The following is a 25156-nucleotide window of genomic DNA, read 5'->3' as shown; positions in this document are numbered from 1 at the left end:
CGCAAGGCGCCGTTTTCACATCGACTCAAGGCCGGTCGACGGCGTAGGCGACCAGCGTTTCCAGCGACACCGCGTCGAGAATCGACTCGTCGGTCGCCGCCAGAATGATCGGCGGCGCATGCCCGGCCAGCAAGGCCTCGACCCAGCGCGCGGCACACACGCACCAGTGGTCGCCGGGCTTGAGCCCCGGAAAGCCGTACTCGGGACGGGGCGTGCTCAGGTCGTTGCCCTGCTCGCGGGAAAACGCGAGGAAATCACCGGTCAGGCGCGTACACACCGTGTGCTGGCCGGGATCATCGGCATGCTCGGCACAGCAACCGTCGCGCCGGAAGCCGGTCAGCGGCGTGATGCTGCAGGGCACCAGCGGCTCGCCCAGTACGTTGAATCGACCATTAGCCATGGCCCGCCCTCTCGCTGACAAGTGTCATGCCATCGTAGCCAACGACAACCTTCTCTGGCAGACGAGCCGACAGGGCGTGGTATTCGAGTTCGTGCGTCATGTGGATCAGCACGGTCTGACGCGCATCGATCCGCGTTGCGGCAGCCAGCGCCTGATCAACGCTCAGGTGCGTGGGGTGCGGCTGATTGCGCAGGCAGTCGAGCAACAGGACGTCGAGCCCTTCCAGCAAGGGCAGGCTGGATTCGGGGATATCCGAGACATCCGTCAGGTAGGCCACATCGCCGATGCGAAAGCCCAGGATCGGCCATTTGCCGTGCAGCAGCGGAATCGGCACGACGGTGACGCCGTTGAACTCGAACGGTTCGTGCTCGACCTCGTGCAGCTGCAGCACCGGTTTGTCCCAGTACTCGTTCGGCGCGAACAGCGTGTACGGGAAGCGTTCGCGGATGTGCGTCAGCATCAAGCGGTTACCGAACACCGGCAGCGCGGCCTTCTGCAACCAGCACCAGGCACGCAGGTCATCGATGCCGTTCAGATGGTCGGCATGCGGGTGCGTGTACAGCACCGCGTCGACCCGCAGCAGGTTTTCACGCAGCGCCTGCAACCGCAGGTCAGGTCCGGTATCGATCAGGAAAGTCTGCCCGCCGGCACGGATCACTGCCGAGGCACGCGTGCGCCGGTTGCGCGGATCATCCGATACGCACGTCGGGCAGGTACAGCCGAGTGCCGGCGAACCACCGCTGGAGCCGACACCGAGCAGCGTGACCTCGACCTTGCTACTCATGCCGCGGCCTGCGCCCTGGCAAACAGCTTGAAGAAGTTCGCGGTCGTGGCCTCGGCGACTTCAGCGACCGGGATACCGCGCAGGTCGGCGATGTGCTCGCCGACGTGACGCACCCAGGCCGGCTGGTTGGTCTTGCCGCGGAACGGCATCGGCGCCAGATACGGCGAATCGGTCTCGATCAGCATCCGTTCGAGCGGTACCAGCTTCGCTACTTCCTTGAGTTCTTCGGCCTTTTTGAAGGTGACGATGCCGGAGAACGAGATGTAGAAACCCAGTTCCATAGCGGCCTGCGCCACCTGCCAGCTCTCGGTGAAACAGTGCATCACGCCGCCGACCATATCGGCGCCCTCTTCCCTGAGGATGCGGATCGTGTCGTCGGATGCCGAACGGGTATGGATGATCAGCGGCAGCCCGGTCTGTTTCGCGGCGCGGATATGCACGCGGAAACGTTCGCGCTGCCACTCGAGATCACCTTCGAGCCGGTAGTAGTCGAGCCCGGTTTCGCCGATCGCGATCACCTTCGGATGCCTGGCCAGCTCGACCAGCCCCTCGACGGTCGGCTCGTCCACGTCTTCGTAGTCCGGATGCACGCCGACCGAGGCGAACAGGTTCGGTGCCGATTCGGCCATCGCGATCACGCTCGGCCACTCGGGCAGGTTCACCGACACGCACAGTGCATGGCTGACGCGGTTCTCGGCCATCGCGGCGAGCAGTTCCTCGCGGCGTTCGGCGAGCTCGGGAAAATTGATGTGGCAGTGCGAATCGACAAACATGGCTATCTCTTGAAACGGCACAGGGCTGCAATGCAGCCCTGAGTGTAAATCATCGTGGTCCCGTATCCAGAACGGGCTACATCGTGTGGGTTGTCCGGGCGCTTTGCAGATAGCCGCCGAGCAGCCCCTCGATCTTGGCCTTGGCCTGCGCGCCGGCCTCGTTGCCGGAAAAACGCACACCGATGCCCTGCTGGTGATTATTGTGCGCGCCGGCCGGTGTCAGCCAGACCACGTAGCCGGACACGGCGATTTTGGCCGGGTCGTCCAGCAGGGAAAGCAGCATGAAGACTTCGTCCCCCAGCCTGTACGGCTTGCCGGTCGGAATGAAGATGCCGCCACCTTTGACGAAAGGCATGTAGGACGCGTAGAGCGCGGCCTTTTCCTTGATGTTCAGCGACAGCACCCCGGGGCGCGAGGTAGCCTGCTGGCGGAAATCTTCGCTCATCGTCGCTCTCCCTTGAGCGTGGCGCCCTTGAGGGCGGCCAGATAATCGTAAAGCAGCGCCTCGATGTTCAGGCGTGCGTTCAGCGGATGGGTCGCCAATCGGCGTGCATCGATCAGGCGTTCGGCAAAGCGCGGCAGTTCGGCAGCACGCGGCGCCAGTCGGGCCAGCGCTTCGGACCGATCCGGATAATAACGGACTTTGCCGGCCATCGAGAACGCGACGAGGTCGTGCACCCATTTCTGCAACCAATCGACGATCAGGGTCATCTCGACCTTGGCCCGGTCGTATTCGGCGGCCAGCCCGATCACGTCGAGCCCGCCGGGGCTGGCCAGCGCATCGAGCAGCTTGGTGCGCCACGGCAGCCATTCGGCCGACGCATCGTCGAGCGCCGCCAGCGGCGCACCGCCGCTGTGGGCCAGATGCAGCTGCGGATTGACGACACCCTGCTCGCCCAGCCAGCGTGCCGCCAGCTCCGGCACCGGCATCGGCAGCGGGAAAACCCGGCAACGACTGCGGATCGTAGGCAGCAGCCGGCGCCACTGGTGCGACACCAGAATGAAGCGCGCACCGGCCGGCGGCTCCTCGAGCGTTTTCAGGAAGGCATTGGCCGCAGCCGTATTCATCGCCTCGGCCGGGTAGACCAGCGTGATCCGGTTGCCGCCACGGTGCGCGGTCAGGTTGACGAAGTCACCGAGGTCCCGGATGTCGTCGACGGTGATCAGTGCCGATTTCTTCTTCGCCGGTTTGGCATCCTCGGCCGTTTCGTCGGCTTCATCCTGCGGCGCCAGCACACGGTAGTCCGGATGATTGCCGGCAGCGAACCACCGGCAGCCGTCACAGACACCACACGGTGCGGCACGCCGGTCGGCCGATTCGCACAGCAGCATCGCGGCAAGCCGCTCTGCAAAGCGCCGCTTGCCGATACCGGCCGCCCCGGTCAGCAGCAGCGCATGCGGCAACTGGGACAGATTCGCCGTCAGCGCCCGCCACGGCACGGCCTGCCACGGGTACAGACTGTAATCGCTCATGCTTCGCCCCGCAGCCAGCGCGGCACGTCGATGGCCAGATCGGCCTGAATCGCCTCGATGCTGCGCGCGGCGTCGATCACCTTGACCCGGTGCGGATCGGCTTCGGCGCGTTGCAGATAGGCGGCGCGGACGCGGGCATGAAAATCGGCGGCTTCCTGCTCGAAACGGTCGAGCGCATCGCGCCCGGCCATGCGCGCCTGACCGACGTCGGGGGGCACGTCGAACACCAAGGTCAGATGCGGTTGCAGCAGCGTTTCGCCGCGTTGCTGCACCCAGTTTTCCAGCGCGGCGAACTTGGCCGGATCGAGTCCGCGCCCGCCGACCTGGAATGCCCACGTCGCATCGGTGAAGCGGTCGCTGACGACCCACTCGCCGCGCGCCAGCGCCGGCTCGATCACCGTCGCCAGATGCTCGCGCCGCGCGGCAAACATCAGCAGCGCCTCGGTTTCCAGATCCATCGGCTCGGACAGCAGCAGCGCGCGCAGCTTCTCGCCCAGCGGCGTGCCACCGGGCTCCCGCGTCAGCACCGGCGTGATGCCGCGGCCATTCAGCCAGTCTGCCAGCCACGCCAGCTGGGTGCTCTTGCCGGCGCCATCGACGCCTTCGACGCTGATGAAGCGCGCCGGCAACAAACTCAGTTCGGAAAGATGTTCGGACATGACGCCGATTGTCTCACGCTCAGGACGTTGCCGGCTGATCGCGGTACTTCTTCATCAGCCGCACGTAGTGCGCCGCCGAATAGTTGAAATGCGCCAGTTCTTCCTCTGTCAGCGGCCGCACCTGCTTCACCGGCCGACCCAGATACAAATAGCCCGACTCGAGCACCTTGCCCTGCGGCACCAGCGAACCGGCACCGATCATCACCCGGTCCTCCACCACGACGCGGTCGAGAATGATCGTGCCCATGCCGACCAGCACCTCGTTGCCGATGGTGCAGCCGTGCAGGATCACCGCGTGGCCGATGGTGACGCGGTCACCGATGATCAGCGGCGCGCCTTCCGGATCGTCCGGACGCTTGTGCGTCACGTGCAGCACGCTGCAGTCCTGCACGTTCGAATCGTGACCGATCTGGATGTGGTTGACGTCGCCGCGCAGCACCGCACCGGGCCAGATGGAGGAATTGCTGCGAAGAAAAACGTCGCCGATGACCTGCGCGCTTGCATGCACCCAGGCTCCGTCACCGAGTACCGGCGTGATTCCGTCGAATTGTTCGATTGCCATGACTATCCTTGAAATCCTGTCGTGGTTTGACCTTGAAAAGCACGCGCGCAAGGCGCATCTACGCTGTTAAGACGATTCTACCCGAGACCTCACAATGACCCAGACCAACCCGCTGCTCGACCTGACCGGCCTGCCCCAGTACGACGCCATCCGCCCCGAACACGTGAACCCGGCGCTGGACGTGCTGCTCGAGGCGGCACGCAAAGCGGTCGCCCAAGCCGAAACCGTCGAATCGCCAACGTGGGATTCGTTCGTCGCACCGTCCGAGGATGCGATGGAGCAGCTGGGCCGCGCATGGGGCGCCGTCGCGCATCTGGAGTCGGTGGTCAACACACCGGAATTGCGCGAGGTCTACAACGCCAATATCCCGCGCATCTCGAATTTCTATACCGAGCTGGGCCAGAACGAGAACCTCTACGCACGCTGGAAACTGCTGGCGGCCAGCCCGGAGTTTGCAAGCTACGACGAAACCCGCCGCACCATCGTCGAACACGCAATCCGCGACTTCAAACTGTCGGGTGCCGAACTGCCTGACGATCAGAAAGAACGCTTCATGCAGATCGAGGAGCGCTCGTCCGAACTGACGACCAAGTTTGCCCAGAACGTCCTCGACGCGACCGACGCGTTCGCGCTGTATGTCGACAACGAGGCCGAACTCGCCGGCTTGCCCGACGACTGGAAAGCCGCCGCACGCGCCGGCGCCGAAGCCGATGGTAAAACCGGCTGGAAGGTCACGCTGAAAATGCCGAGCTATCTGCCGGTGATGCAGTTCGCCGAAAACCGCCAGCTGCGCGAGACGCTGTACCACGCCTATGTGACCCGCGCGTCCGAATTCGGCCCGGCCGAACGCGACAACACGCCGCTGATCAAGGAAATCCATGCGCTGCGCCAGGAAGGCGCGCAGATGCTCGGCTTCGCCAGCTTCAGCGAAGAATCGCTGGCGACCAAGATGGCCGAAACGCCGGCGCAGGTGCTCGGCTTCCTGCGCGACCTTGCCGCACGTGCCAAGCCGCACATGCAGGCCGATCGTGCCGAAATGGAAGCCTGGGCCAAAGCCAGTCTGGGCTACGACACGCTGGAAGCGTGGGACGTCGGCTTCGTCTCCGAACGCATCCGCGAGGAAAAGTACGCGTTCAGCGAACAGGAAGTGAAGCAGTACTTCACCGAACCGAAGGTCCTCGACGGTCTGTTTCGGCTGGTCGAACAGCTGTACGGCCTGCAGTTCGTCCCGGGCGCGGCACCGGTCTGGCATCCGGACGTGCGCTTCTATGACCTGAAGAACAGGGACGGCTCGCTCGTCGGCGGACTGTACCTCGACCTGTACGCCCGTGAAGGCAAACAGGGCGGCGCGTGGATGAACGACGTCCGCGGTCGTCGCAAACTCGCCGATGGCTCGGTCCAGACACCGGTGGCACTGATCGTCTGCAACTTCGCCAAGGGCGTCGAAGGCAAGCCGGCACTGTTGCCGCATGACGACGTGATCACGCTGTTCCACGAAACCGGTCACGCGCTGCATCACCTGCTGACCGAAGTCGACGAGCTGTCGGTGTCGGGTATTTCCGGCGTCGAGTGGGATGCCGTCGAGCTGCCGAGCCAGTTCATGGAGAACTTCGCCTGGGAATGGCAGGTGCTGCCGCAACTGACCCGGCACGTCGACAGCGGGGATTCGCTGCCGAAATCGCTGTACGACAAGATGCTCGCCGCCAAAAACTTCCAGTCCGGCTCGGGCATGCAGCGCCAGCTGTATTTCTCGATCTTCGACATGGCCTTGCACGGCAACACCGGCGAAGTCGACCCGCAGACCGAGGCACTGCAGATCCAGCAGGAACTCGGCATGCCCACACCGCCGGACTACAACCGTTTTCCGCAAAGCTTCAGCCACATTTTTGCCGGCGGTTACGCGGCCGGTTACTACAGCTACAAGTGGGCTGAAGTGCTCAGTGCCGATGCCTACGCGGCGTTCGAGGAGGCCGCCAAAACCAGTGGCAACGTGGTCGATGCCACCGTCGGCGCCCGATTCCGCCACGAAGTTCTCGCGCGTGGCGGCAGCCGCCCGGCGCTGGAAAGCTTCACTGCCTTCCGTGGCCGCAAACCCGACATCGACGCTTTGCTGCGCCACAACGGCCTGTCCGGCTGAATCCGCTACTCCATCAGAAAAAGCCCGGCACAAGCCGGGTTTTTTGTTTTTCTACACCTCCGGCACGTCAGCAATCGGCTTGGGAAAGGCCGGAAACACAACCACCCGACACAGAAATACGCCACTCGTGACCTGCGTTTTCGATATTTATTTACACAAAAATTACTCGAATTTAGTATCCGCTCAGAATGCCGCAACACGGCCCACGCTCGATCATTTCCCGCAGACCCACCATGCCCCTCCAGAACCGGACACTCGCAGCCCTCCTCGCCGCATCCCTCGTCGCAGCCTGCGGTGGTGGTGGCGGGAGCAGTGGCAGTTCGGCACCGGCGCCAGCACCGACACCCGTGCCGACACCCACACCGGTGCCGACGCCGGCCCCCACGCCCTCACCGGTCAACCCGCCTCCGTTTGTCAGCGACAATACCTTTGGCGTGGACTGCGCCGGCCCCGGTTGCGGTGCCAGCGGCCCGGTCTATTCGGGGAGCGGCGTCGGCGCCTGGCGCTACACCAACACGACCGCGAGCAATGCCAACGTCACCGTGTCGCTGGGCGGCGTCGCCGGCAAGAGCGTAACGCTGCTTTACACCAACCAACGCGCCACCCCGGTCGCCATGCCGGCGATCACGCTGAGTGCTTCGCTGGCCTCGCGCAAATCGGTAGCGACCACAACAGCCCCCGACCTTCAGAACCACATCCCTGCAGCCGTCCGCAACTTCGCGCAGCGCCCGCAACACCTCGCTGCTGCCGGTGCGTTGCGGGCAATGAAGGCCCCTGCTGCGTCGGTACTGGGTAGCAGCCGTACATGGGAAGTGGACGCCGATAGCGGATTCGAAACGCGTACGGCGGTACTACAGAAGAAAGTCACCGCAGGCGATCAGCGTGTCATCAACTTCTGGGTGGAAAACGGCGAGTTCGGCGCAGGAAAGCTGACCCAAACCCAGCTCGACACCATTGCCAGCCGCTTCGCCGACGGCGCCAACTCGGTTTACTCGATGGTCACCGGCCTCGCCGGTCAGCCATGGGGCACGCACCCGTATAGCGACCTGATCCCCGGTAGCCAGGAAATCGACATCGTCTTCGTCAATTTCAAGCGTGACAGCAAACCTTACGGATTGCTGGGCTACTTCTGGAGCCTCAACAACTTCGTCAAGAACCCCAGTGACCCGGATCTGGCCCACAGCAATCAGTCGTTGTCGTTCTACATGGATACGGAAACGGTTTATCTCGGTGGCGCTGGGGGACTCAAGACGCAGGTCAGCACACTCGCGCACGAGTTCGTGCACATGATCAATTTCTATCAACGCAGCATCGTGCTGGACAATCGCTTCGCTGCCAGTTGGGAAGAAATGAGCGCGTTGATGATGGAAGACATCGTCGGCGACCGCCTCGACGCCAGCTACAACGCAACGCGCGACAGCCGCTTCCCCGACTGGCTGAGCCAGGGGGGCTACAACTGCAACCTGCTGGTGTGGGATTCGGACATCGATTCGAGCTGCTTCAGCTACAGCGTAGCCGGCAGTTTTGGCGGTTATCTGTTGCGCCAGTACGGCATCGACTTCTACAAGCACTTCCTGCGTAACAACAGCTTCAGTGCAGCAAGCCAGCCGGCCGAACTCCTCGACAACTCGATCAAGCGGTTTGGCGGCCTCGGCTACACCGATGCCCTTCGTCGCTGGGGTACCAGCGTCGCGTTGATGCCGGCCGCCACCTCACCGGGCAGCTTCGGCTATCCGCAGCGGATCGACAGCGGCTTTACCCTGCCGGGCGTCAACGGTCCCGACTACGCCAATCTGCGCACGCTCCCGACCACGGTGCCGACCTTGCTGCAGGGCTACGCCCACTTCCCGATTGTCCGCAAGCCGGTAGGCGTCACCTACTCGGAAACGCTGAGCGTCCCTCCGGGTACCACGCTTTCCGTTATTGTGAACTGAACGCGATCTCCCAACGGCCATTGCCCCGGCATGGCCGTTTTTTCCGGAGCAGTCCGATGCGTACCCTCGCCTGGTTTGCCATACCCGTTCTTGCCGCAGTTCCGCTACTGGCGGCCTGTGCGGCCCCCGGTTACACCGTGGGTCAAACCGTCACGGCCGACGGGACCCTGGTGCTGATCGGCAACGAGCCATTTCCGGTGCCGACACTGCTGACTACAACGCAACAATGGGAGCTGAGCGCACTGCAAAAAGCACAGTATGTGCCACTGCAGAACAAAACCGTCCGGGTTCGCGGCGTCGTGGAGCGCACGCCGTCGTCCGGCGCGCTGCGACCACGATTGAAGGTGATCGAGATCAGCGAGCAGACCGACGCCAAGTAACTACGGCAAGCGCTGCCACTCGCTGTCCACCAACCCCTCGATCGGTTGATAGCGCGTCTTGTAGGCCATTTTGCCGCAGCGCTCGATCCAGTACCCCAGGTACAGGTAGGGCAAGCCGAACTGCCGGGCCAGGCTGATCTGCCACAGCACGTTGTACACGCCGTAGCTGGCGCCCGGCACGTCCGGATCGTAGAAGGTGTAGACCGATGACATGCCGTCGTCGAGCTGGTCGATCAGGCTGACCATCCGCAGTTGGCCCGCCTCGCGAAACTCGACCAGAAAGCTGGCAACGTTGCTTTTGAGGATGAAATTCTCGTACTGCTCGCGCCCGTCCTGATCCATGCCGCCACCGGCATGGCGTGCAGCCTGGTAACGCTGGTAAAGCATGAAATGCGCGTCGGAATACTCAAGACCCAGCAGCCGGGCGCGCAACTGGCCGTGCTTTTGCTGTGCACGCCGCTGGCTGCGGTCGGGCTCGAAAGCATCAACGGGAATTCGGACCGGCACACAAGCCCGACAGCGGTCGCAATGCGGCCGGTAGACAAACTGGCCGCTGCGGCGAAAGCCGATCTGCACCAGCTGGCTGTAACTCTGGGCGTCGATGACTTCGGACGGTACGGCAACCTGCGAGCGCGCAAGCTGCTCGGGCAGGTAACTGCATGGATACGGTGCAGTGGCGTAGAACTGCAGTTGCAGAGACTGGATACGCGGGTTCATCTTGGTTCCCCCTGCGCCCGGTACAACCACGGTCCGGGTACATCTGGTTGGGCTGTCAGTTTTTCCAGCCTAGCAAGAAATTCGCTGCGCGGAATTTCGTGTGCGCCAAAACGCGCCAGATGTTCGGTGCGCATCTGACAGTCGATCAGCCCGAACCCCTGTCGCTGCAGCCAGCGCACCAGATGGACGAAGGCGATTTTCGACGCATCCGGCGCCCGCGCGAACATCGATTCGCCGTAAAACATCCGGCCGATCGCCACACCATACAGGCCGCCGGCCAGTTCACCATCGATCCAGCATTCGGCGCTGTGCGCGACCCCGAGGCGATGCAACTCGCCATAACCGGACAGGATGGCATCACTGATCCATGTACCGTGATCGGCGCCGCGCGGCGCGGCGCAGCCGGCCATGACGGCGTCGAAGGCGGTATCGAAGCGGACTTCATAATCCCGGTGGCGGATCACCTTGGCGAGCGAGCGGCCAACGTGCAGCGCATCGGGGTCGAGCACCATGCGCGGATCGGGACTCCACCACAGGATGGGCTCGTCCGGCATGTACCAGGGGAAAATGCCGGCGCGGTAGGCCGCCAGCAGGCGTGCGGCACTGAGATCACCGCCCGCGGCGAGCAGGCCGTTGGGTTCGGCCAGGGCGTGCGCGAGCGGCGGAAAGCGCAGACTAGCGTCGAGCCAGGCGATCATCGGGACGCGCCGATGCTCACTTCTTCTGCTGGCAATCCTTGCAGATGCCGTAGAGATACATCTCGTGATCCTGGATCTCGAAGCCGTGCGACTTGGCAATCGCTTCCTGACGCTGCTCGATTTCCGGGTCGCAGAATTCCTCGACCTTGCCGCACTTCACACAGACGAGGTGATCGTGGTGACCGCCCTGATTGAGCTCGAACACCGCCTTGCCGGTCTCGAAGTGGTGACGCTCGAGAATGCCGGCCTGCTCGAACTGCGTCAGCACGCGGTAGACCGTGGCCAGCCCGATGTCGGTGTGTTCGGCCATCAATACACGGTAGACATCCTCGGCCGACAGATGGCGCTGTTCGCTGGTCTCGAACAGATTGAGGATTTTCAAGCGCGGGCCGGTGGCTTTGAGGCCCATGCCCTTGAGTTCGTTAGCTTTGCTCATTGGGTTCCGTATCCGGGCAAGGTAGATTCGCCAAGGCTGCGAGGCCGGGCGACTACCGGTATGATATAGCGTTTACCGTGCCGACTCCAACCGGGTGCCGGCACACCGATTGGCCCATTTCCACGGATTGCAGGCTCCATGCAACTTCGCTTGATCGCCCCCCTGGTCGCAGCAGTCATGCTCAGCGGCTGCGGTGTCATGAACTGGCTGACCCCGTACAAACTCGATATTCCCCAAGGCAACGAAGTCACCGCCGATCTGGTCGGCCAGCTCAAACCCGGCATGACCCGCGCACAAGTCCGCTTTCTGCTGGGCACGCCGCTGCTGAACGACCCGTTCCACGCCAATCGCTGGGACTACGTGTACAGCGATGCACGCGGCGGCAAGCTTGAACAGAAGAAAACCTTCGCAGTGTTCTTCGACGGCGACAGCCTGACCCGCTGGGAAGGCGACACGCTGCCCGAGGCGATTCGCGCGAAGGACGGCAAGATGCTTGATTCGCGTCCGGATGCCGACAACAAGAACCTGCAAAGCACCGTAGCACCAGGTGCGGCCGACAGCCCGACCCAGGAAGTCAAACCACTGCTCAAGGAGTAATCCCATGGCCATCCGTATCGCCATTGCCGGCGCGTCCGGCCGCATGGGCCGGATGCTGGTCGAAGCCACGCTGGCCGCCACCGACTGCGAGCTGCATGCCGCGCTCGACCGTCCGGGCTCCGACACGCTGGGCCTGGATGCGACCGCATTCCTCGGCAAGCAAAGCGGCGTACTCATCGGTGCCGATCTGACGGCACTCGAAGGGGCCGACGTGCTGATCGACTTCACGCGGCCCGAGGGCACGCTGGCGCACGTCGCCGCCTGCCGCGCCTACGGCGTCAACATGATCATCGGCACCACCGGTTTCGACGAAGCCGGCAGCGCCGCGATCCGCGAAGCGGCAGCCGACATCGCCATCGTCCATGCCTACAACATGAGTGTCGGCGTCAATCTGCTGATCAAGCTGCTTGAAGTCGCCGGCAAGGCGCTCAATGTCGGCTACGACGTCGAAGTGGTCGAGATGCACCACCGGCTGAAGGTCGATGCCCCGTCGGGCACCGCGCTGATGCTCGGTGAAACCGTCGCCACGGCACAAGGCCGTACGCTGAAGGAAGCGGCCGTCTACGCCCGCGAAGGCATCACCGGCGAACGCGAACCCGGCACCATCGGTTTTGCCACGCTGCGCGGCGGCGACGTGATCGGCGACCACACGGTGATGTTTGCCGGTCTGGGTGAACGCATCGAGATCAGCCACAAGGCCAGCAACCGGACGATTTATGCTCAGGGCAGCATCCGCGCCGCGCATTTCCTCGCCGGCAAGCAGTCGGGGTTTTTCGACATGCAGGACGTACTCGGCCTGCGCTGAGTACCGGCCGACAAAATCAAGGGCGCCGCTGGCGCCCTTTTTCATGACCTGCAGGTCGTCATAAAGAAACAGGGCGCCGCATGGCGCCCCGCTGGAACGAGTCCGGCAGCTCCATAATCGCAGGCACATGTTGAATTCGCCTCGATTGCCACCGGCAGGTTCCGGGCCGAACCGCAGTTCGACCGATGGCCGGCTTTTGCTTCACCGGCAGTACAGGGCGTTGGCAGAACTCCGGCCCGCGCCCCTACCTACTCTTCCACCGTAGCACTAGGCATTCATTCCCGCCACATAGCCCGATGACCAGGCCCACTGAAAATTGTAACCGCCGAGCCAGCCGGTCACGTCGACCACCTCGCCGATGAAGAACAGGCCCGGCACGTCGCGCGCCATCAGTGTCTTGGAATTCAGGGCCTTGGTGTCGACACCGCCCTTGGTCACTTCGGCCTTCTTGTAGCCCAGCGTACCGGAAGGCACGACCTGCCAGTCCGACAAACGGGTGGCGACCTCGGCCACCTGTCGGGGCAAGTACTGCTTCAGCGGTTTGATCTCGCCGAACTGGGCCGCCAGCGCCTGCGCAAAGCGTCGCGGCAGACGTTCGGCCAGCACGGTCGACAACAAGGCGTCGCGATTGGCCTCTTCGAGGAAGGCGGCAGGATCCTCGTCGGGCAGCAGATCGATGTGGACCGGCTCCCCCGGTTGCCAGTACGACGAGACCTGCAGGATCGCCGGGCCCGACACGCCCTTGTGCGTCAACAGCACGTCCTCGCGGAAACGCGCCTTGCCGGCGCCGACCTCTGCCGATTCGAGCGCCACGCCCGCCAGCTCGCCCCACAGGTCCTGCGGCTGGAAAGTCAGCGGCACCAGCGCGGCACTGGTCGGCACGATGGCCAGCCCGAACTGGCGGGCAAGATCGTAGCCGATGCCGGTGGCGCCGATCTGCGGAATCGACAGCCCGCCGGTGGCGACGACCAGCGATGCACAGCACCAGATTTCATCACCAGCGTCGACCTCGAAGCCGCCTTCAACCTGCCGGACCGCGCCGATCGGCGTCTGCATGCGCCACGTCACGCCGACCTGGTCGACCTCGGCCTTCAGCATGTCGATGATTGCGCCGGAGCCCTGATCACAGAACAGCTGGCCCAGCGTCTTCTCGTGGTAGGTCAGCCCGTGCGACTCGACCAGCTTGATGAAGTCGTGCTGGGTGTACTGCGCCAGCGCCGATTTGACGAAATGCGGGTTCTGCGACAGATAGCACTCGGGCCGTACATTGAGGTTGGTGAAATTGCACCGGCCACCACCGGAAATGCGGATTTTCTCGGCCAGCTTGCTGGCGTGGTCGATCAGCACCACGCTGCGTCCCATCATGCCGGCGGTCGCTGCGCACATCATCCCTGCCGCGCCGGCACCCAGCACCACCACGTCTACCTTCGTCTTGCGTTCCAAATCACGTCTCCCTGCGAGCGGCGATTGTAGCCGCGCCGCAAGCCCAGCGGTTTACACTGCGAAGCATCAACCGCCCGGAGGCCGCCGTAATGCCCGAACTGATTCGCCGATCCAGCCCGGAAGGCCAAGTGAAAAGCGGCCGGGTCAAAGCCGGTCACGACACCATCGCCACGCCGGACGAGGTGCTGGCCTTCTGGTTCGGCTGCCCGGACGACCCGGATTACCAGCAGCCCCGTGCCGCCTGGTTCCGCAAGGACCCGGTGTTCGATGCCGCAATCCGCCGGCGCTTTCTTGCCACCGTCGATGCCGCCCTCGCCGGTGGCTGCGACAGCTGGGCCGCCGACGCCCGTGGCGCGCTGGCGCAGGTCGTCGTGCTCGACCAGTTCCCGCGCAACCTGTTCCGCAGCAGCGCCAAGGCCTTTGCCGGAGACACGCTGGCCTGCCGAGTCGCGCACGCCGCGCTGGAGACCGGCTGGCACGAAGCACTGACGCCGGTCGAGCAACTGTTCCTTTACCTGCCGTTCGAGCATTCCGAATCGCTGGCCGATCAGGAACGCATGCTCGCGCTGACCGCCGAATGGCTCGGCCACGATGTACTCGGCGAATTCCACCGTTACGCGGTGCTGCACCATGACGTCATCACCCGCTTCGGCCGCTTTCCGCACCGCAACGCCGTCCTCGGTCGCGAGTGCACCCCGGACGAACTCGATTATCTGGCGCAACCGGGATCGGGGTTCTGAACGCTCCGCCGCCACCGCGCATCGGGGAAATCCGCTAGGCGCGGCGGCACGCCAGCGGCATTTTTGACTGCTCATCAGGAAGCCGGCGCCGTAGAATGATCGGATTCCTCTGCCCGGAGTTCCCATGTATCAGGTTATTGCCTCCGACCTCGACGGTACGCTGCTCGACGGCGACCATACCGCCTCGGCCTTCACCGCCCAGACGCTGCAAACGCTGGAAGCGCGCGGCATTCCCTTGATCATCGCGACCGGTCGCCATTACTGCGACGTGCGCGGCATCCGCGCCGCGCTGGGCATTCGTGCCCATCTGGTCACGTCCAACGGCGCACGGATTCATGATCCGGACAACCGGCAGATCTACGCCAAGAACATCGCCCCGGCCATCGTGCGCGAGATGATGCAGCCCGAGTTCAGCGACGGCGCCCAAGTCAACCTCTACCTCGACGAAGAGTGGCTGGTTGGCGAGGAGTGCGACTGGCTGCTGGAGATGCACAAGGACTCCGGCTTCACCTACCGCGTTGCCGACCTGCCCAATCACGACGGCGAAGGCGTCGGCAAGGTGCTGTACATTGCCGACCCCGAGCATCTGGCCAAGATCGAAGCCAAGCTGTACGAGCGTTTCGGCCACGGGCTGTACATCACCTATTCGTTGCCGAACTGCCTGGAAATCATGGCGCCGACCGTGTCCAAGGGCCACGCGCTGCAAGTGGTGCTCGATGAGCTCGACCTGCACATGAAGGACTGCGTTGCGTTTGGCGACGGCCTGAACGACCTCGAAATGCTCGGCACCGTGGGTCACCCGTTCCTGATGGGCAATGCCAATGCCAAGCTCGTCGCGTTGCTGCCCGATGTGCCGCAGATCGGCCGCAATACCGATGCCTCGGTCGCCTTGAAGCTGCGCGAGCTGTTCAAGCTCGACTGACCCGGCACCGCCCGTCACGCCGACAACGCGCCCGCAGCCCCGCTGCCGGCGCGTTTTGTCATGCTCAGAAGATGACGGTCTGGAGCAAACCCATGTGGCGGACGTTCTGTTTGGTGGCGGGCCTGATGCTCGCCGGCTTGGCATCGGCATCGGGCGGCGGATCACCACCGGCCAGAAGCAGCGCCGACAGCGAGACCAGCAAGGCCATCGCCAGCGCACGCCAGTCGATCGACCAGCAGCAATGGGATCAGGCCCTGCAGGTACTCGACGCGGCGCGACAGCGCGACCCGCGCAATGCCGACCTGTGGAACTGGACCGGCTATTGCGAGCGCAAGCGCGGCAACCTGCAGCAGGCCTTTGCCGCTTACGACGAAGCCTTGCGACTGAACCCGCGCCACCTCGGTGCGCATGAATATCTCGGCGAAGCCTGGCTGCAGGCCGGACAACCCGAGAAGGCGCAAGCCGTACTCGACCAGTTGAAAACGCTGTGCGGCACTTGCGAAGAGGAACGCGACCTCGCCGCCGCCATCGACACCTACCGCGCCAAGGCGCAGTAGCCCTCTGCCGCCTGCATCAGTCCGGGCGCGGAGACGTGGCCGACCGCATACGGCTGTACATCGCCCACTTCATCCGGCATCGGTCGATCAGTCCACAAGGCAAACCGCGTCAGCGTCCAGCTGATCGGGTCGTAGGCGACCAGCGCGGCGCAAGCACCGTGCTCGCTGATCCGTTGTTGTGACATCCCGGCTTCGGCAGCCCTCAAGTCACCCAGTCCCCCGGCCGGGGCCATTGCCAGCTGCGTGCGGCTGGCAAACCGTGCGTTTGGCAAGTCCCCGGTCCACCCCGCCTGCCAGACCGGCCAGCATTGCACCGGTGGCCGGCCGAAATCGGCGCACAGTCCGGCGAAACCCGGGCCGCTCAGAAAGGCGTTCATTGCGGCGATGTCCTGCCAGAGATAGAGCGGCGCATACAGATTGTGCCGCGCCCCCTCGCTACGCCTTGCACTCAGGTAAGCCTTGAAAATCAGCCCGGACAGCCGATCCGTCAGCCCGCCCCTGGTCGCGATCCGTGCGTCGATGATGGCCATGTCGTAGTTGGCCGGCAGCAGAATGCTGTACTGCATCGCGATCATTGCGGCGCCCCGCCATGAGCTGCATCGGGCGGCACGATCATCGTGGCGCGACCGTAGCCGAACGACCAGCTGTCCAGTTCGGTGGTGGTGATCACCACCATGACGTCGGCAGGCCGGATGCCCGGCGAGGCTTCGAGCAAGCGCGCCAGGCAACTGAAGAACGCCTGCTTGGTTTCGGTCGAGCGTGGCCGGCCGGCGGTCAGCGCGATCAGGACGAAATCGTCCGAACGCGGGCCGCCCAGATAGTCGCGATCGAACACCAGCGAGCCCGGCGCCAGTTGTTCGATCACCTGGAAACGGTCACCGGCAGGCACTTCGAAAGACTGTTCGAGTGCCTGCTGCACCGCGTCCGAGACGGCCCGCAGCCAGGCCGGCGACTTGCCCTGCAAAAGCGATATCCGTGCGAAAGGCATGATGTTCACTCCTGTGCGTGGTCGGGACGGCCCAGCACGGTCAGCGCCGATGCGGCAGCCGGCCAGCCGGCGTAGAACGCCAGATGCGTACCCAGCTCGCGCAACTCGTCGTCGCTCACGCCATGCGCGCGGGCCAGGTTGAAATGGAACGGCAGCTGTTCGCTTCGGCCCAGCGCCAGCAGCGTGGCCACCGTGATCAGACTGCGGTCGCGCTTCGACAGCTGGGGTCGCTGCCACACATCGCCGAACAGCACCTCGTCGGACAACGCGGCGAGCTTCGGCGCCAGTTGGCCCAGCGCACGCTGGCCCAATCCATCCAGCAGGTTCATGGCATTGCTCCTTGGCAGGAAAACTTGACACCACCACCTTAGCGCCGCAATTTAATACTGAATATTGGAATGTTTTTGATAAACAATCCTGAAAAACAGGACTATTAATGCGACGCGTGCACTTTGATCTGGATGTCCTGCGCTGCTTTGTCACCGGCGTCGAGCTGGGCAGCTTTGCCAAGGCGGCAGACCGGCTGGGGCGTTCGACGTCGGCCGTCAGCGCCCAGTTGAAGAAGCTGGAAGATCAGGCCGGCACGCCCGTCCTGCGCAAGTCCGGCCGGAGGCTGGTGCTGACCGATGCCGGCGAGACGCTTCTGGCTTACGCAAGGCGGTTGCTGGCGTTGAATGATGCGGCAGCCGATGCGCTGCACGGCATGAACCAGAGCAGCGAAGTCCGCCTCGGCCTGCCGGAGGATTTCGGCGAATCGCTGCTGCCACAGCTGCTCGGACAATTTGCCCGTGCGAATCCGGACGTCCGGCTTGACGTGACGGTCGGCCGCAACGCCGCACTGATGAAGGGGATCGACACCGGGCAACTCGACGTAGCTTTGTCCTGGGACGACGGAACGCCGGCGCGTCATGCCGAGCGGCTGGGTACGGTGCCGATGTGCTGGATCGGGCCTGCCGACGCCGATCGCGCATGGCAGGCTGGTGCGGCATTGCCACTGGTTGCGTTCGAGGCGCCGTGCCTGATGCGCAGCGCGGCCGCCGATGCGCTCGATCACGCCGGGATCGCGTGGCGGATTGCCTTTACCAGCACCAGTCTGGCCGGCATCTGGTCGGCCGTTGGCGCCGGGCTGGGCCTGGCGGTGCGCACGCCGTTGGGTCTGCCGGAGCGGGTACGGCGGCTCGACGCCGCCGAAACGGGATTGCCGGCCTTGCCGGCACTGGATTTGCGCCTGCTGCGCGCCGAAGCCGATCCGGCCCCGGCGGTCCGCGGCCTGCAGCACATGCTGCAGCAGGCGCTGGCCGGCTGGTTCGATGCCACGCCGGGCGGCGTGGCGGCGGGGCTTACTCGGCCGTGACGCCGTTGTCGGGCGCTTCGACCACGGCTTCGAAGGCGTTCACGTCCGGATTGAACTGGAACAGTGCGCCCTGCTGGATGTCGAAGTACCAGCCGATCAGTGCCAGCTCGCCGGCAGCAACGCGTTCGGCAACGAACGGGAAGGACATCAGGTTGTCGAGCGAGACGATGATCGCCGCCAGCTCGCAAGCGCGGACTTGTGCTTCCGGGCTCTTGTAGTCGAGTTCGGCCAGTACTTGCTGCTTGGCCGGATTGGCGATGCTGACCCAGCTGCCGATGAAGTCGGTTTCGTTCGACGCATCGTCACCCGCCATCAGCGCGCCGATTCCGCCACAGGCCGAATGGCCCATGACGACGATCTGCCTCACCTTGAGGCTCTTGACCGCGTACTCGATCGCCGCCGACACACCGTGGTACTGACCACCCGTTTCGAACGGCGGCACCAAGTTGGCGACGTTGCGCACGACGAACAGGTCGCCCGGATCGCAATCGGTCAGGATGGCCGGATCGACGCGCGAGTCCGAACAGCCGATCAGCAGGGTCTTCGGCTTCTGCCGGCGTTTGAGGCTTTCGAAGAGCTTGGTGTCTTCGCCGAAGTACTTGTGCTGGAAGCGGCGGAAGCCGCCAATGAACTTTTCGATGTCTTTCATGCCAAGTAGATTCCTGAAAGGCCTCGCGCCGGAATGGCGCGCTGCGAGATATGCAAACATCCACGTAGGGGATTCTACCTGCTGCAGCGCAAGATCGCCTTTTGCCGGTCGTAAGCACTCGACATGATTCGAAGCCCGGCGCTACATTGTGACGGTGGCCCTGGCCATCTCATTCTATTTTTTTGAACTATCAGTTGCATATTTTTAGCTATCCATCGATGAGCCTACGGCAATACTATTTGCTTCAGGTCAATAAATCTGAATAAGGAATCTTCATGTCGCGAGATCGTTACGACCCGCTGCAGATGGCGCTGCACTGGGTGATGGCGCTGCTGATCTTTTCGGCTTTCGGCCTGATCTGGTACTTCAACAGCCTCGAACTCGGCCCGCAGACGTTCAAGCTCAAGTTCCAGGTCATCGCCTGGCACAAATGGGCCGGCATCAGCGTGATGTTCCTGCTGATCCTGCGGCTGGCGTGGCGACTCGGACGTGGCGCACCGGCGCCGTTGCCGAACCAGCCGGCCTGGCAGCTCAAGGCGGCCGCCAGCATCCATCACCTGCTGTATCTGTTGATGTTCGCCCTGCCCTGTATCGGCTGGCTGATGAGTTCGGCCAAGGGTTACTCGGTGGTGCTGTTCGGTGAATGGCCACTGCCGGATCTGGTCGGCAAGAACGAAACACTCGGCGCAACGCTGGCCGAAGTCCACTACTACCTTGGCTATACCCTGCTCGCACTGGTGGTGCTGCACGCCGCCGCCGCGATCAAGCATCACCTGATCGACCGCGACGCCACACTGTCGCGCATGTTGCCCTGGGGCCGCTGATCCGGCCCCGGACATCCACAACAAGGAGAACACGATGACCCGTTTCCGTACCACGCTGATCGCCGCGACGCTGGCCGCCGCCGTGATCGTTCCGGCCCAGGCCGCGCAGACGCTGAATGCCGCCAAGAGCCAGATCGGCTTCACCTTCAAGCAGATGAACACGCCGAGCGACGGCAGCTTCAAGCGCTTTGCCGCCAGCGTCGACTTCGACCCGGCCAAGCCGGAAGCCACCAAGGCCGAGTTCAGCGTCGACCTCGCCAGCATCGACACCGGCAGCCCGGATGGCGACAACGAGGCCAAGAAAAAGGCCTGGTTCAACACGGCCGCCACCCCGAAGGCAACTTTCACCGCCAAGAGTGTCAAATCGCTCGGCAACGGCAAGTTCGAAGCGCGTGGTCCGCTGGTGATCAAGGGCGTGAGCCGCGACATCGTCTCGACCTTCACCGCCAAGCAGAACGGTGCCGACCTGCAGCTCGACGGCAGCTTCCCGTTGCTACGCCTGCAGTACAAGCTTGGCGACGGCGACTGGGCCGATACCGGTGCAGTGGCCGACGAAGTGCTGGTCAAGTACCGCTTCGTGCTGAACGGCAAGGCCGGCAAGTAAGCATGCAACTGGACCAGATCGCCTTCGGCGTCACCGACTGGGACACGGTCGAAGAGACCGTGCACCCGGGCGAAACCGGCGAAGCACGCTGGCGCACCCGCCAGTTCGGCAACGTGCGCGTGCGCCGCGTCAGCTACACGCCGGGCTATCTGGCCGATCACTGGTGCAGCAAGGGCCACATCCTGCTGTGCCTATCCGGCGAGCTCGACACCGAACTCGCCGACGGCCGCCGCTACACGCTCCTGCCCGGCATGAGCTATCAGGTGGCCGACAACGCCGAACCGCACCGCTCGTCCACCCGGACCGGAGCCACCCTTTTCATCGTCGATTGACCCTGGAGTACACACATGAAAAAACTGATCATCGCCGCCGCCTTCGCCACCGTCGCCTCGGCCGCCTTCGCCGCACCGGAAACCTACTCGATCGATCCGTCGCATACCGCGGCGAGCTTCTCGATCAACCACCTCGGTTTCTCGACCCAGCAAGGCACGTTCGACAAGACCAGCGGCAGCATCGTGCTCGACGCTGAAAAGAAGACCGGCAGCGTCGACATCACCATCGACACCGCCAGCATCGACACCGGCTGGGATGCGCGTGACAAGCACCTGAAGGGCGAAGACTTCTTCAACGTCACCAAGTACCCGACCGCGACGTTCAAGTCGAAGAACTTCAAGTTCGACGGCGACAAGCTGGTCGCAGTCGACGGCGACTTCACCCTGCTCGGCGTCACCAAGCCGCTGACGCTGGCCGTCGGCGACTTCAAGTGTGGCCAGCACCCGATGATGAAGAAGCCGTGGTGCGGTGCCGCCGCGACCGCCGTGCTCAAGCGCAGCGATTTCGGCATGAAGGCTTACCTGCCGGCCGTGGGTGATGAAGTCAAACTGACGATCCAGGTCGAAGCCGGCAAGCAATAAAACCGCCTGTCTGCCCGCCCGCAAAAACCCGCGATCACCGCGGGTTTTTGCTTTTCCGGCCCCCTTCCCCGCCAATGGCGCTGCCTACACTGTAAGCACATGGGCCAGCGACAAGTTTTCACAGTGCAGCGAAAAACACGCGCGTACGAGCCCTGTATGGGACCAGGAGGTCATCATGAGCACAGGCACGCACACCCCCATCGTCTGTCTGGCCCTGTTGTCGGGGCTCTGGCTAGCGTCGGCCCAGGCCGGCTACAACGGCCCTGGCAGCGAAGCCACCGACGTCGACACTGCCGCTGCCGCACTGCAGGCGCCGGACAAGACCGCAGTCAGCCTCGAAGGCTACATCCTGCGCAAACTCAAGGGCGACCGTTACGAGTTTCGCGACAAGAGCGGTGCCATCGGCATCGATATCGACGAGGAGCAGTGGCCGAAGGAAGCCGTCAACGACCGTACCAAGGTTCGTGTGATCGGCGACATCGACCGTGCCCTCAGCTGCATCGGCGTTTCGGTGCAATCGCTTGAAATCGTGCCGGCCGACGCTGACGCACCGGCCAAATCGGCACCGCAGAAGACCACATCGGCCAAGAAGCCCGCCGTGGTCGCCAAGAAGACCAAAACCGGCAACTGATGGTCCAGCATGGTGGCCGCCGATCCGGCAGCCACCTTTGTTGGGCCTAGCGCCCGGCGAGCCAGCGACCGATCCGCTCGTCCGCCGCCAGCGCATCCAGCCACCAGCGCAAGGCCCGGCCCGCGCCACTGGTACGCCAGGCGGCGTAGAGCCGGGTCGGCGGCTTCACCTCCTCGATCGCCTTTTGCACCAGCCGCCCGTCCGCCAGATAGGGCGCAGCAACGCAGTGCGGCAGATAACCGCAGCCCAGCCCGGCCAGCTGTACGTCCAGCTTGGCGGCCAGATCGGGCACCGTCAGCGTCGCCTGCCCCGAAAGGATGCCGACCGTGCGCGGCATCAGGTGACGCGAGCTGTCGGCGATCGCGCACGAGCGGTGCTGCTGGATCTGCGCGGCCTGCAAGGGCTCGGGCAGCGCCGCGAGCGGATGTTGTGGCGCAACGGCGAAAATGAACTCGCAGTCGCCCAGATAGTGCGTGGCATAGCCGCCACCGTGAGGCCCCTCGAGCGATGCACCGATCACAAGGTCGGCACGATGGTCGACCAGCGCTTCCCACACACCGCCGAGCGTTTCGCGCGAGAAGCGCAGCCGCGTGCCGGATTCGAGCGCGTCGAACTCGGCAATCCACCCGTGCATCAGCGACAGCGGCATCAGCGCATCGATGGCGATATTCAGCTCGGTTTCCCAGCCAGTCGCCACCCGCTTGACCCGGCACTCCAGATCGCCGGCCGCGCGTAGCAGATGCCGCCCTTCCTCGAGCAGTGTCTCGCCGGCCGGCGTCAGCCGGGCGCGGTGGCCGCTGCGGTCGAACAGCTGCACGTCGAGTTCATCCTCGAGCTTCTTGACCATGTAGGTGACCGCCGACGGCACCCGGTGCACCGCTTCGGCCGCGGCCGCAAAGCTGCCCTTGCGGGCGATGGCGTCGATGATTTCCAGCGATTCGAGATTGAGCCTGAGCATGGAAAATATCCATTCATAAATTCGAACAAGATATCCATATCTTTTCGCTATCAACACATTAAGTCAAGGAATAGCATAGCGTTACTGGTTCAACAACTTAGAAGGAGTACACCATGATCAAGCTGCGCAAAGCCGGCGAACGCGGCCATGCCAACCACGGCTGGCTGGACTCCTGGCACAGCTTCTCGTTTGCCGGTTACTACGATCCGGCTCATGTCCAGTTCGGCGCGCTGCGCGTCATCAACGACGACCGCGTCGCCCCCGGCATGGGCTTCGGCACGCACCCGCACAGCGATATGGAAATCATCAGCTACGTGCTCGAAGGCGAACTGGAGCACAAGGACAGCATGGGCAACGGCTCGGTGATCCGTCCCGGCAGCGTTCAGCGCATGAGCGCCGGCACCGGCGTGCTGCATTCGGAGTTCAACCCGTCGAAGCAGAACGCCGCGCACTTCCTGCAGATCTGGGTCATCCCGGACCGCAAGGGCGTGAAGCCGTCGTACGAGGAAACGCATTTCGGCGACGACGAAAAACGCGGCCGCCTGCGTTTGGTTGCCAGTGCCGACGGCGCCGATGGCTCGGTGACGATCCACCAGGATCTGCGGCTCTACAGCGGGCTGTTTGACGGCGAGGAAACAGCGACGCAGCCGATTGCGGCCGGCCGGCGCGCCTATGTGCATGTCGCCCGCGGCAACGCCGAAGTCAACGGCATTGCACTGGAGACGGGTGATGCACTGATGCTCAGCGACGAGACGTCGGTCACCGTCGCGGCCGGCAAGCAGGCCGAGGTACTGGTGTTCGACCTCGCCTGACGACCGGCGCCTGGCCCGTACGGTTCAGGTTGTCGGCCGGCGAAACCCCGGGCCGTCGCAGCCGGGGGCTTCGCTGACCGAATCAACGACCGGGCGGATGTTCACGCCCGACGTTCAGCGCTGCGTCGAACCGGGCGCGAGCCGGCTCAGGATTGCATGCGCCGCATCGATCCGGGCCGGAATCGGGAAGTTCCGGTTTGCCAGCATCACGATGCCGATCTTCTCCTCGGGCACGAAAGCCACGTAGGCGCCGAATCCGTTCGTTGCGCCGGTCTTGTTGAACAGCGTCGCGCCTGACAGTTTGCGCGGCGGGGTCAGCTTCACTGCCGGATTGGGCTTCATGCTCACCTCCGGCGAGTTGCCGGCCTGCAGTCGCTGCAGCGAAACCGGGTACGGATACTGCTCCCAGCCCAGGCCCTGCACCATCTCGCCGATCCTGAAGTAGCCGGTATGGCTGCCCTCGACGGCGCGTCGCATCGGGCCTTCAAGCCTGGCCGGATCGATGTTTGCCTGCACGAAACGGGCCATGTCGGCCGCCGAAGACTTGATGCCGTAGGCTTCCGCATCGAACATGCCCGGATTCACCCGGATGGCTTTGTTCGTCTTGTCGTAGCCCCATGCATAGCGGGCCATCTCGCCTTGCGGCACACGGACATAACTCTGGTTCAGGCCGAGCGCCGGGAAAAGCCGGGTTTCCACCGCGTCGGCAAAACTGCTTTTCAGTGCGATCGCGGTGACATGCCCGAGCAGACCGATGCTGGGATTGGAATAGCGGCGCAGCACGCCGGGTTCGGCATCCGGCTTCCATTGCCGGAAATAGTCGATCATTTGCGCGTCGTCCGACACGGCGTCCGGAAACTGCAGCGGCAAGCCGCCGGCGCTGTACGTGCCCAGTTCGAGCAGACTGGCCTTGTCGACCGGATAGCCCGCAAGCGCGGGCATGTATCGCCCGGGGTGATCGGCCAGCGACAGCTTCCCGGTTTCCTGCGCGTACAACGCCAGCGTTGCCGTGAACGTCTTGCTGACGGAGCCGAGTTCGAACAGCGTGTTCTCGCTGACCGGGGTATGGTCCTGTCGCGACGCGACACCGTAATTGAAGAAGCGGGGCTTGCCGTCAACGATGACCGCGACGGCCATGCCGGGCACGTCGTACTGCTGGATCACCGGGCGGATTGCCGCATCGACGATGCTGCGGATTCTGGCGTCGTCGTCGGCTGCGTGAGCAACGAAGGGAAGGCAGGCCGCGACGACGGGCGCGATCAGGCCAAGGAGTTTGGGCAGGACGGTCAAGCTGGTTTCCTTTTTCAGCAGGGCTTCGGCGGTCGGCGCCATTCGCCGAGCGGCAAAGCGTGACCGGTTTGCCCGCCACCGACAATCCGGCAAATTCCCGCCCCCCCAGGCACCG

Annotated in this window: 32 protein-coding genes; 15 read left to right on the top strand and 17 right to left on the bottom strand. The window is 64.0% G+C overall.

Annotated elements, in window-relative coordinates:
- Positions 1–25: 25 nt before the first annotated feature.
- The 7 genes from JMJ54_RS14175 to JMJ54_RS14145 all read right to left on the bottom strand — a co-directional run bounded on the left by JMJ54_RS14175 (position 26) and on the right by JMJ54_RS14145 (position 4651).
- Positions 26–400, bottom strand: coding sequence for a DUF2237 family protein (locus tag JMJ54_RS14175; protein WP_203539206.1), 375 nt, complete (start codon positions 398–400; stop codon positions 26–28).
- Entirely contained in the window at positions 393–1184 is a 792-nt protein-coding gene (locus JMJ54_RS14170) for an MBL fold metallo-hydrolase (RefSeq protein ID WP_203539205.1), read from the bottom strand. Before JMJ54_RS14170 ends, JMJ54_RS14175 begins: the two co-directional genes overlap by 8 nt.
- Positions 1181–1957 (bottom strand): TatD family hydrolase, encoded by a 777-nt coding sequence (locus JMJ54_RS14165; RefSeq protein WP_203539204.1) that lies wholly within the window; start codon positions 1955–1957, stop codon positions 1181–1183. Before JMJ54_RS14165 ends, JMJ54_RS14170 begins: the two co-directional genes overlap by 4 nt.
- Before the next feature lie 76 nt (positions 1958–2033).
- Entirely contained in the window at positions 2034–2402 is a 369-nt protein-coding gene (locus JMJ54_RS14160) for a PilZ domain-containing protein (RefSeq protein ID WP_203539203.1), read from the bottom strand.
- Positions 2399–3430 carry a DNA polymerase III subunit delta' gene (gene holB, locus JMJ54_RS14155; protein ID WP_203539202.1) on the bottom strand — a complete coding sequence of 344 codons (1032 nt, stop codon included), beginning with the start codon at positions 3428–3430 and terminating at the stop codon, positions 2399–2401. Before holB ends, JMJ54_RS14160 begins: the two co-directional genes overlap by 4 nt.
- Entirely contained in the window at positions 3427–4089 is a 663-nt protein-coding gene (gene tmk / locus JMJ54_RS14150; protein ID WP_203539201.1) for a dTMP kinase, read from the bottom strand. Before tmk ends, holB begins: the two co-directional genes overlap by 4 nt.
- Positions 4090–4108: 19 nt before the next feature.
- Positions 4109–4651 (bottom strand): gamma carbonic anhydrase family protein, encoded by a 543-nt coding sequence (locus JMJ54_RS14145; RefSeq protein ID WP_203539200.1) that lies wholly within the window; start codon positions 4649–4651, stop codon positions 4109–4111.
- Between the two features lie 94 nt (positions 4652–4745).
- Between JMJ54_RS14145 and JMJ54_RS14140 the strand changes: the two genes are divergently transcribed.
- From JMJ54_RS14140 to JMJ54_RS14130, 3 genes are all read left to right on the top strand, one after another.
- Positions 4746–6788, top strand: a complete 2043-nt coding sequence (locus tag JMJ54_RS14140) for a M3 family metallopeptidase (protein WP_203539199.1) — start codon at positions 4746–4748, stop codon at positions 6786–6788.
- Positions 6789–7021: 233 nt separating this feature from the next.
- Positions 7022–8722 carry a M30 family zinc metallopeptidase gene (locus JMJ54_RS14135; RefSeq protein ID WP_203539198.1) on the top strand — a complete coding sequence of 567 codons (1701 nt, stop codon included), beginning with the start codon at positions 7022–7024 and terminating at the stop codon, positions 8720–8722.
- A gap of 56 nt (positions 8723–8778) precedes the next feature.
- The gene (locus JMJ54_RS14130; RefSeq protein ID WP_203539197.1) at positions 8779–9102 is read left to right on the top strand and encodes a hypothetical protein; all 324 of its coding nucleotides are present in this window, start codon (positions 8779–8781) and stop codon (positions 9100–9102) included.
- On the opposite strand, the gene JMJ54_RS14125 is transcribed toward JMJ54_RS14130, so the two are convergent.
- From JMJ54_RS14125 to fur, 3 genes are read right to left on the bottom strand one after another with little or no spacing between them, the layout of a single operon-like run.
- On the bottom strand, positions 9103–9819 hold the full coding sequence (locus tag JMJ54_RS14125) for an arginyltransferase (protein WP_203539196.1): 717 nt from the start codon (positions 9817–9819) through the stop codon (positions 9103–9105).
- Positions 9816–10517, bottom strand: coding sequence for a leucyl/phenylalanyl-tRNA--protein transferase (gene aat, locus JMJ54_RS14120; protein WP_203539195.1), 702 nt, complete (start codon positions 10515–10517; stop codon positions 9816–9818). The genes JMJ54_RS14125 and aat overlap by 4 nt, the downstream gene beginning before the upstream one ends.
- A 16-nt stretch (positions 10518–10533) precedes the next feature.
- Positions 10534–10953, bottom strand: coding sequence for a ferric iron uptake transcriptional regulator (gene fur, locus JMJ54_RS14115; protein WP_203539194.1), 420 nt, complete (start codon positions 10951–10953; stop codon positions 10534–10536).
- A 138-nt stretch (positions 10954–11091) separates the two neighbouring features.
- Between fur and JMJ54_RS14110 the strand changes: the two genes are divergently transcribed.
- Together JMJ54_RS14110 and dapB are read left to right on the top strand one after the other, a co-directional pair.
- Positions 11092–11550, top strand: coding sequence for an outer membrane protein assembly factor BamE (locus tag JMJ54_RS14110; RefSeq protein ID WP_203539193.1), 459 nt, complete (start codon positions 11092–11094; stop codon positions 11548–11550).
- A 4-nt stretch (positions 11551–11554) separates the two neighbouring features.
- Positions 11555–12355 (top strand): 4-hydroxy-tetrahydrodipicolinate reductase, encoded by an 801-nt coding sequence (dapB, locus tag JMJ54_RS14105; RefSeq protein WP_203539192.1) that lies wholly within the window; start codon positions 11555–11557, stop codon positions 12353–12355.
- 267 nt (positions 12356–12622) lie between these two features.
- Here the strand turns inward: dapB and JMJ54_RS14100 are convergent, their stop codons facing one another.
- Positions 12623–13798 carry a BaiN/RdsA family NAD(P)/FAD-dependent oxidoreductase gene (locus tag JMJ54_RS14100; RefSeq protein ID WP_275411116.1) on the bottom strand — a complete coding sequence of 392 codons (1176 nt, stop codon included), beginning with the start codon at positions 13796–13798 and terminating at the stop codon, positions 12623–12625.
- A gap of 89 nt (positions 13799–13887) precedes the next feature.
- Between JMJ54_RS14100 and JMJ54_RS14095 the strand changes: the two genes are divergently transcribed.
- The 3 genes from JMJ54_RS14095 to JMJ54_RS14085 all read left to right on the top strand — a co-directional run bounded on the left by JMJ54_RS14095 (position 13888) and on the right by JMJ54_RS14085 (position 16017).
- The gene (locus JMJ54_RS14095) at positions 13888–14538 is read left to right on the top strand and encodes a DUF924 family protein (RefSeq protein WP_239000101.1); all 651 of its coding nucleotides are present in this window, start codon (positions 13888–13890) and stop codon (positions 14536–14538) included.
- A 124-nt stretch (positions 14539–14662) separates the two neighbouring features.
- Entirely contained in the window at positions 14663–15460 is a 798-nt protein-coding gene (locus JMJ54_RS14090) for a Cof-type HAD-IIB family hydrolase (RefSeq protein WP_203539191.1), read from the top strand.
- Positions 15461–15552: 92 nt separating this feature from the next.
- A complete protein-coding gene (locus tag JMJ54_RS14085; protein ID WP_203539190.1) occupies positions 15553–16017 on the top strand; it encodes a tetratricopeptide repeat protein in 465 nt (154 codons plus the stop codon).
- Here the strand turns inward: JMJ54_RS14085 and JMJ54_RS14080 are convergent.
- From JMJ54_RS14080 to JMJ54_RS14070, 3 genes are read right to left on the bottom strand one after another with little or no spacing between them, the layout of a single operon-like run.
- Complete coding sequence (locus JMJ54_RS14080; RefSeq protein ID WP_203539189.1) at positions 15996–16592, bottom strand: DUF4865 family protein; 597 nt, start codon at positions 16590–16592, stop codon at positions 15996–15998. The two genes, JMJ54_RS14085 and JMJ54_RS14080, sit on opposite strands and share 22 nt — an antisense overlap.
- Positions 16589–17005: a tautomerase family protein gene (locus tag JMJ54_RS14075; protein WP_203539188.1), complete on the bottom strand. Its 417-nt coding sequence runs from the start codon at positions 17003–17005 to the stop codon at positions 16589–16591. The genes JMJ54_RS14080 and JMJ54_RS14075 overlap by 4 nt, the downstream gene beginning before the upstream one ends.
- Positions 17006–17010: 5 nt before the next feature.
- On the bottom strand, positions 17011–17334 hold the full coding sequence (locus JMJ54_RS14070; protein WP_203539187.1) for a carboxymuconolactone decarboxylase family protein: 324 nt from the start codon (positions 17332–17334) through the stop codon (positions 17011–17013).
- Between the two features lie 107 nt (positions 17335–17441).
- Here JMJ54_RS14070 and JMJ54_RS14065 point away from each other — a divergent pair, with 107 nt between their 5' ends.
- On the top strand, positions 17442–18359 hold the full coding sequence (locus JMJ54_RS14065) for a LysR substrate-binding domain-containing protein (RefSeq protein WP_203539186.1): 918 nt from the start codon (positions 17442–17444) through the stop codon (positions 18357–18359).
- Here the strand turns inward: JMJ54_RS14065 and JMJ54_RS14060 are convergent.
- The gene (locus JMJ54_RS14060) at positions 18346–19008 is read right to left on the bottom strand and encodes a carbonic anhydrase (RefSeq protein WP_203539185.1); all 663 of its coding nucleotides are present in this window, start codon (positions 19006–19008) and stop codon (positions 18346–18348) included. The genes JMJ54_RS14065 and JMJ54_RS14060 overlap by 14 nt on opposite strands.
- Positions 19009–19283: 275 nt before the next feature.
- Here JMJ54_RS14060 and JMJ54_RS14055 point away from each other — a divergent pair, with 275 nt between their 5' ends.
- From JMJ54_RS14055 to JMJ54_RS14035, 5 genes are all read left to right on the top strand, one after another.
- Positions 19284–19832: a cytochrome b gene (locus tag JMJ54_RS14055; protein ID WP_203539184.1), complete on the top strand. Its 549-nt coding sequence runs from the start codon at positions 19284–19286 to the stop codon at positions 19830–19832.
- Between the two features lie 34 nt (positions 19833–19866).
- On the top strand, positions 19867–20436 hold the full coding sequence (locus tag JMJ54_RS14050) for a YceI family protein (protein ID WP_203539183.1): 570 nt from the start codon (positions 19867–19869) through the stop codon (positions 20434–20436).
- 2 nt (positions 20437–20438) lie between these two features.
- Positions 20439–20768 (top strand): DHCW motif cupin fold protein, encoded by a 330-nt coding sequence (locus JMJ54_RS14045; protein ID WP_189462094.1) that lies wholly within the window; start codon positions 20439–20441, stop codon positions 20766–20768.
- A gap of 15 nt (positions 20769–20783) precedes the next feature.
- On the top strand, positions 20784–21350 hold the full coding sequence (locus JMJ54_RS14040; protein WP_203539182.1) for a YceI family protein: 567 nt from the start codon (positions 20784–20786) through the stop codon (positions 21348–21350).
- Between the two features lie 175 nt (positions 21351–21525).
- Positions 21526–21981, top strand: a complete 456-nt coding sequence (locus JMJ54_RS14035) for a YgiW/YdeI family stress tolerance OB fold protein (protein ID WP_203539181.1) — start codon at positions 21526–21528, stop codon at positions 21979–21981.
- Between the two features lie 46 nt (positions 21982–22027).
- Here JMJ54_RS14035 and JMJ54_RS14030 read toward each other — a convergent pair whose 3' ends face one another.
- Positions 22028–22939, bottom strand: a complete 912-nt coding sequence (locus JMJ54_RS14030; protein ID WP_203539180.1) for a LysR family transcriptional regulator — start codon at positions 22937–22939, stop codon at positions 22028–22030.
- 113 nt (positions 22940–23052) lie between these two features.
- Here JMJ54_RS14030 and JMJ54_RS14025 point away from each other — a divergent pair, with 113 nt between their 5' ends.
- A complete protein-coding gene (locus JMJ54_RS14025; RefSeq protein ID WP_203539179.1) occupies positions 23053–23751 on the top strand; it encodes a pirin family protein in 699 nt (232 codons plus the stop codon).
- Between the two features lie 114 nt (positions 23752–23865).
- Here the strand turns inward: JMJ54_RS14025 and ampC are convergent, their stop codons facing one another.
- Complete coding sequence (gene ampC, locus JMJ54_RS14020) at positions 23866–25083, bottom strand: class C beta-lactamase (RefSeq protein ID WP_203539178.1); 1218 nt, start codon at positions 25081–25083, stop codon at positions 23866–23868.
- Positions 25084–25156: the final 73 nt, after the last annotated feature.

The sequence above is a fragment of the Jeongeupia naejangsanensis genome (genome assembly GCF_016865585.1).
Lineage (GTDB): Bacteria > Pseudomonadota > Gammaproteobacteria > Burkholderiales > Chitinibacteraceae > Jeongeupia > Jeongeupia naejangsanensis.
The sequence above is the reverse complement of the archived record's forward strand: the minus strand, read 5'-3'. Positions and strand labels throughout refer to the sequence as shown.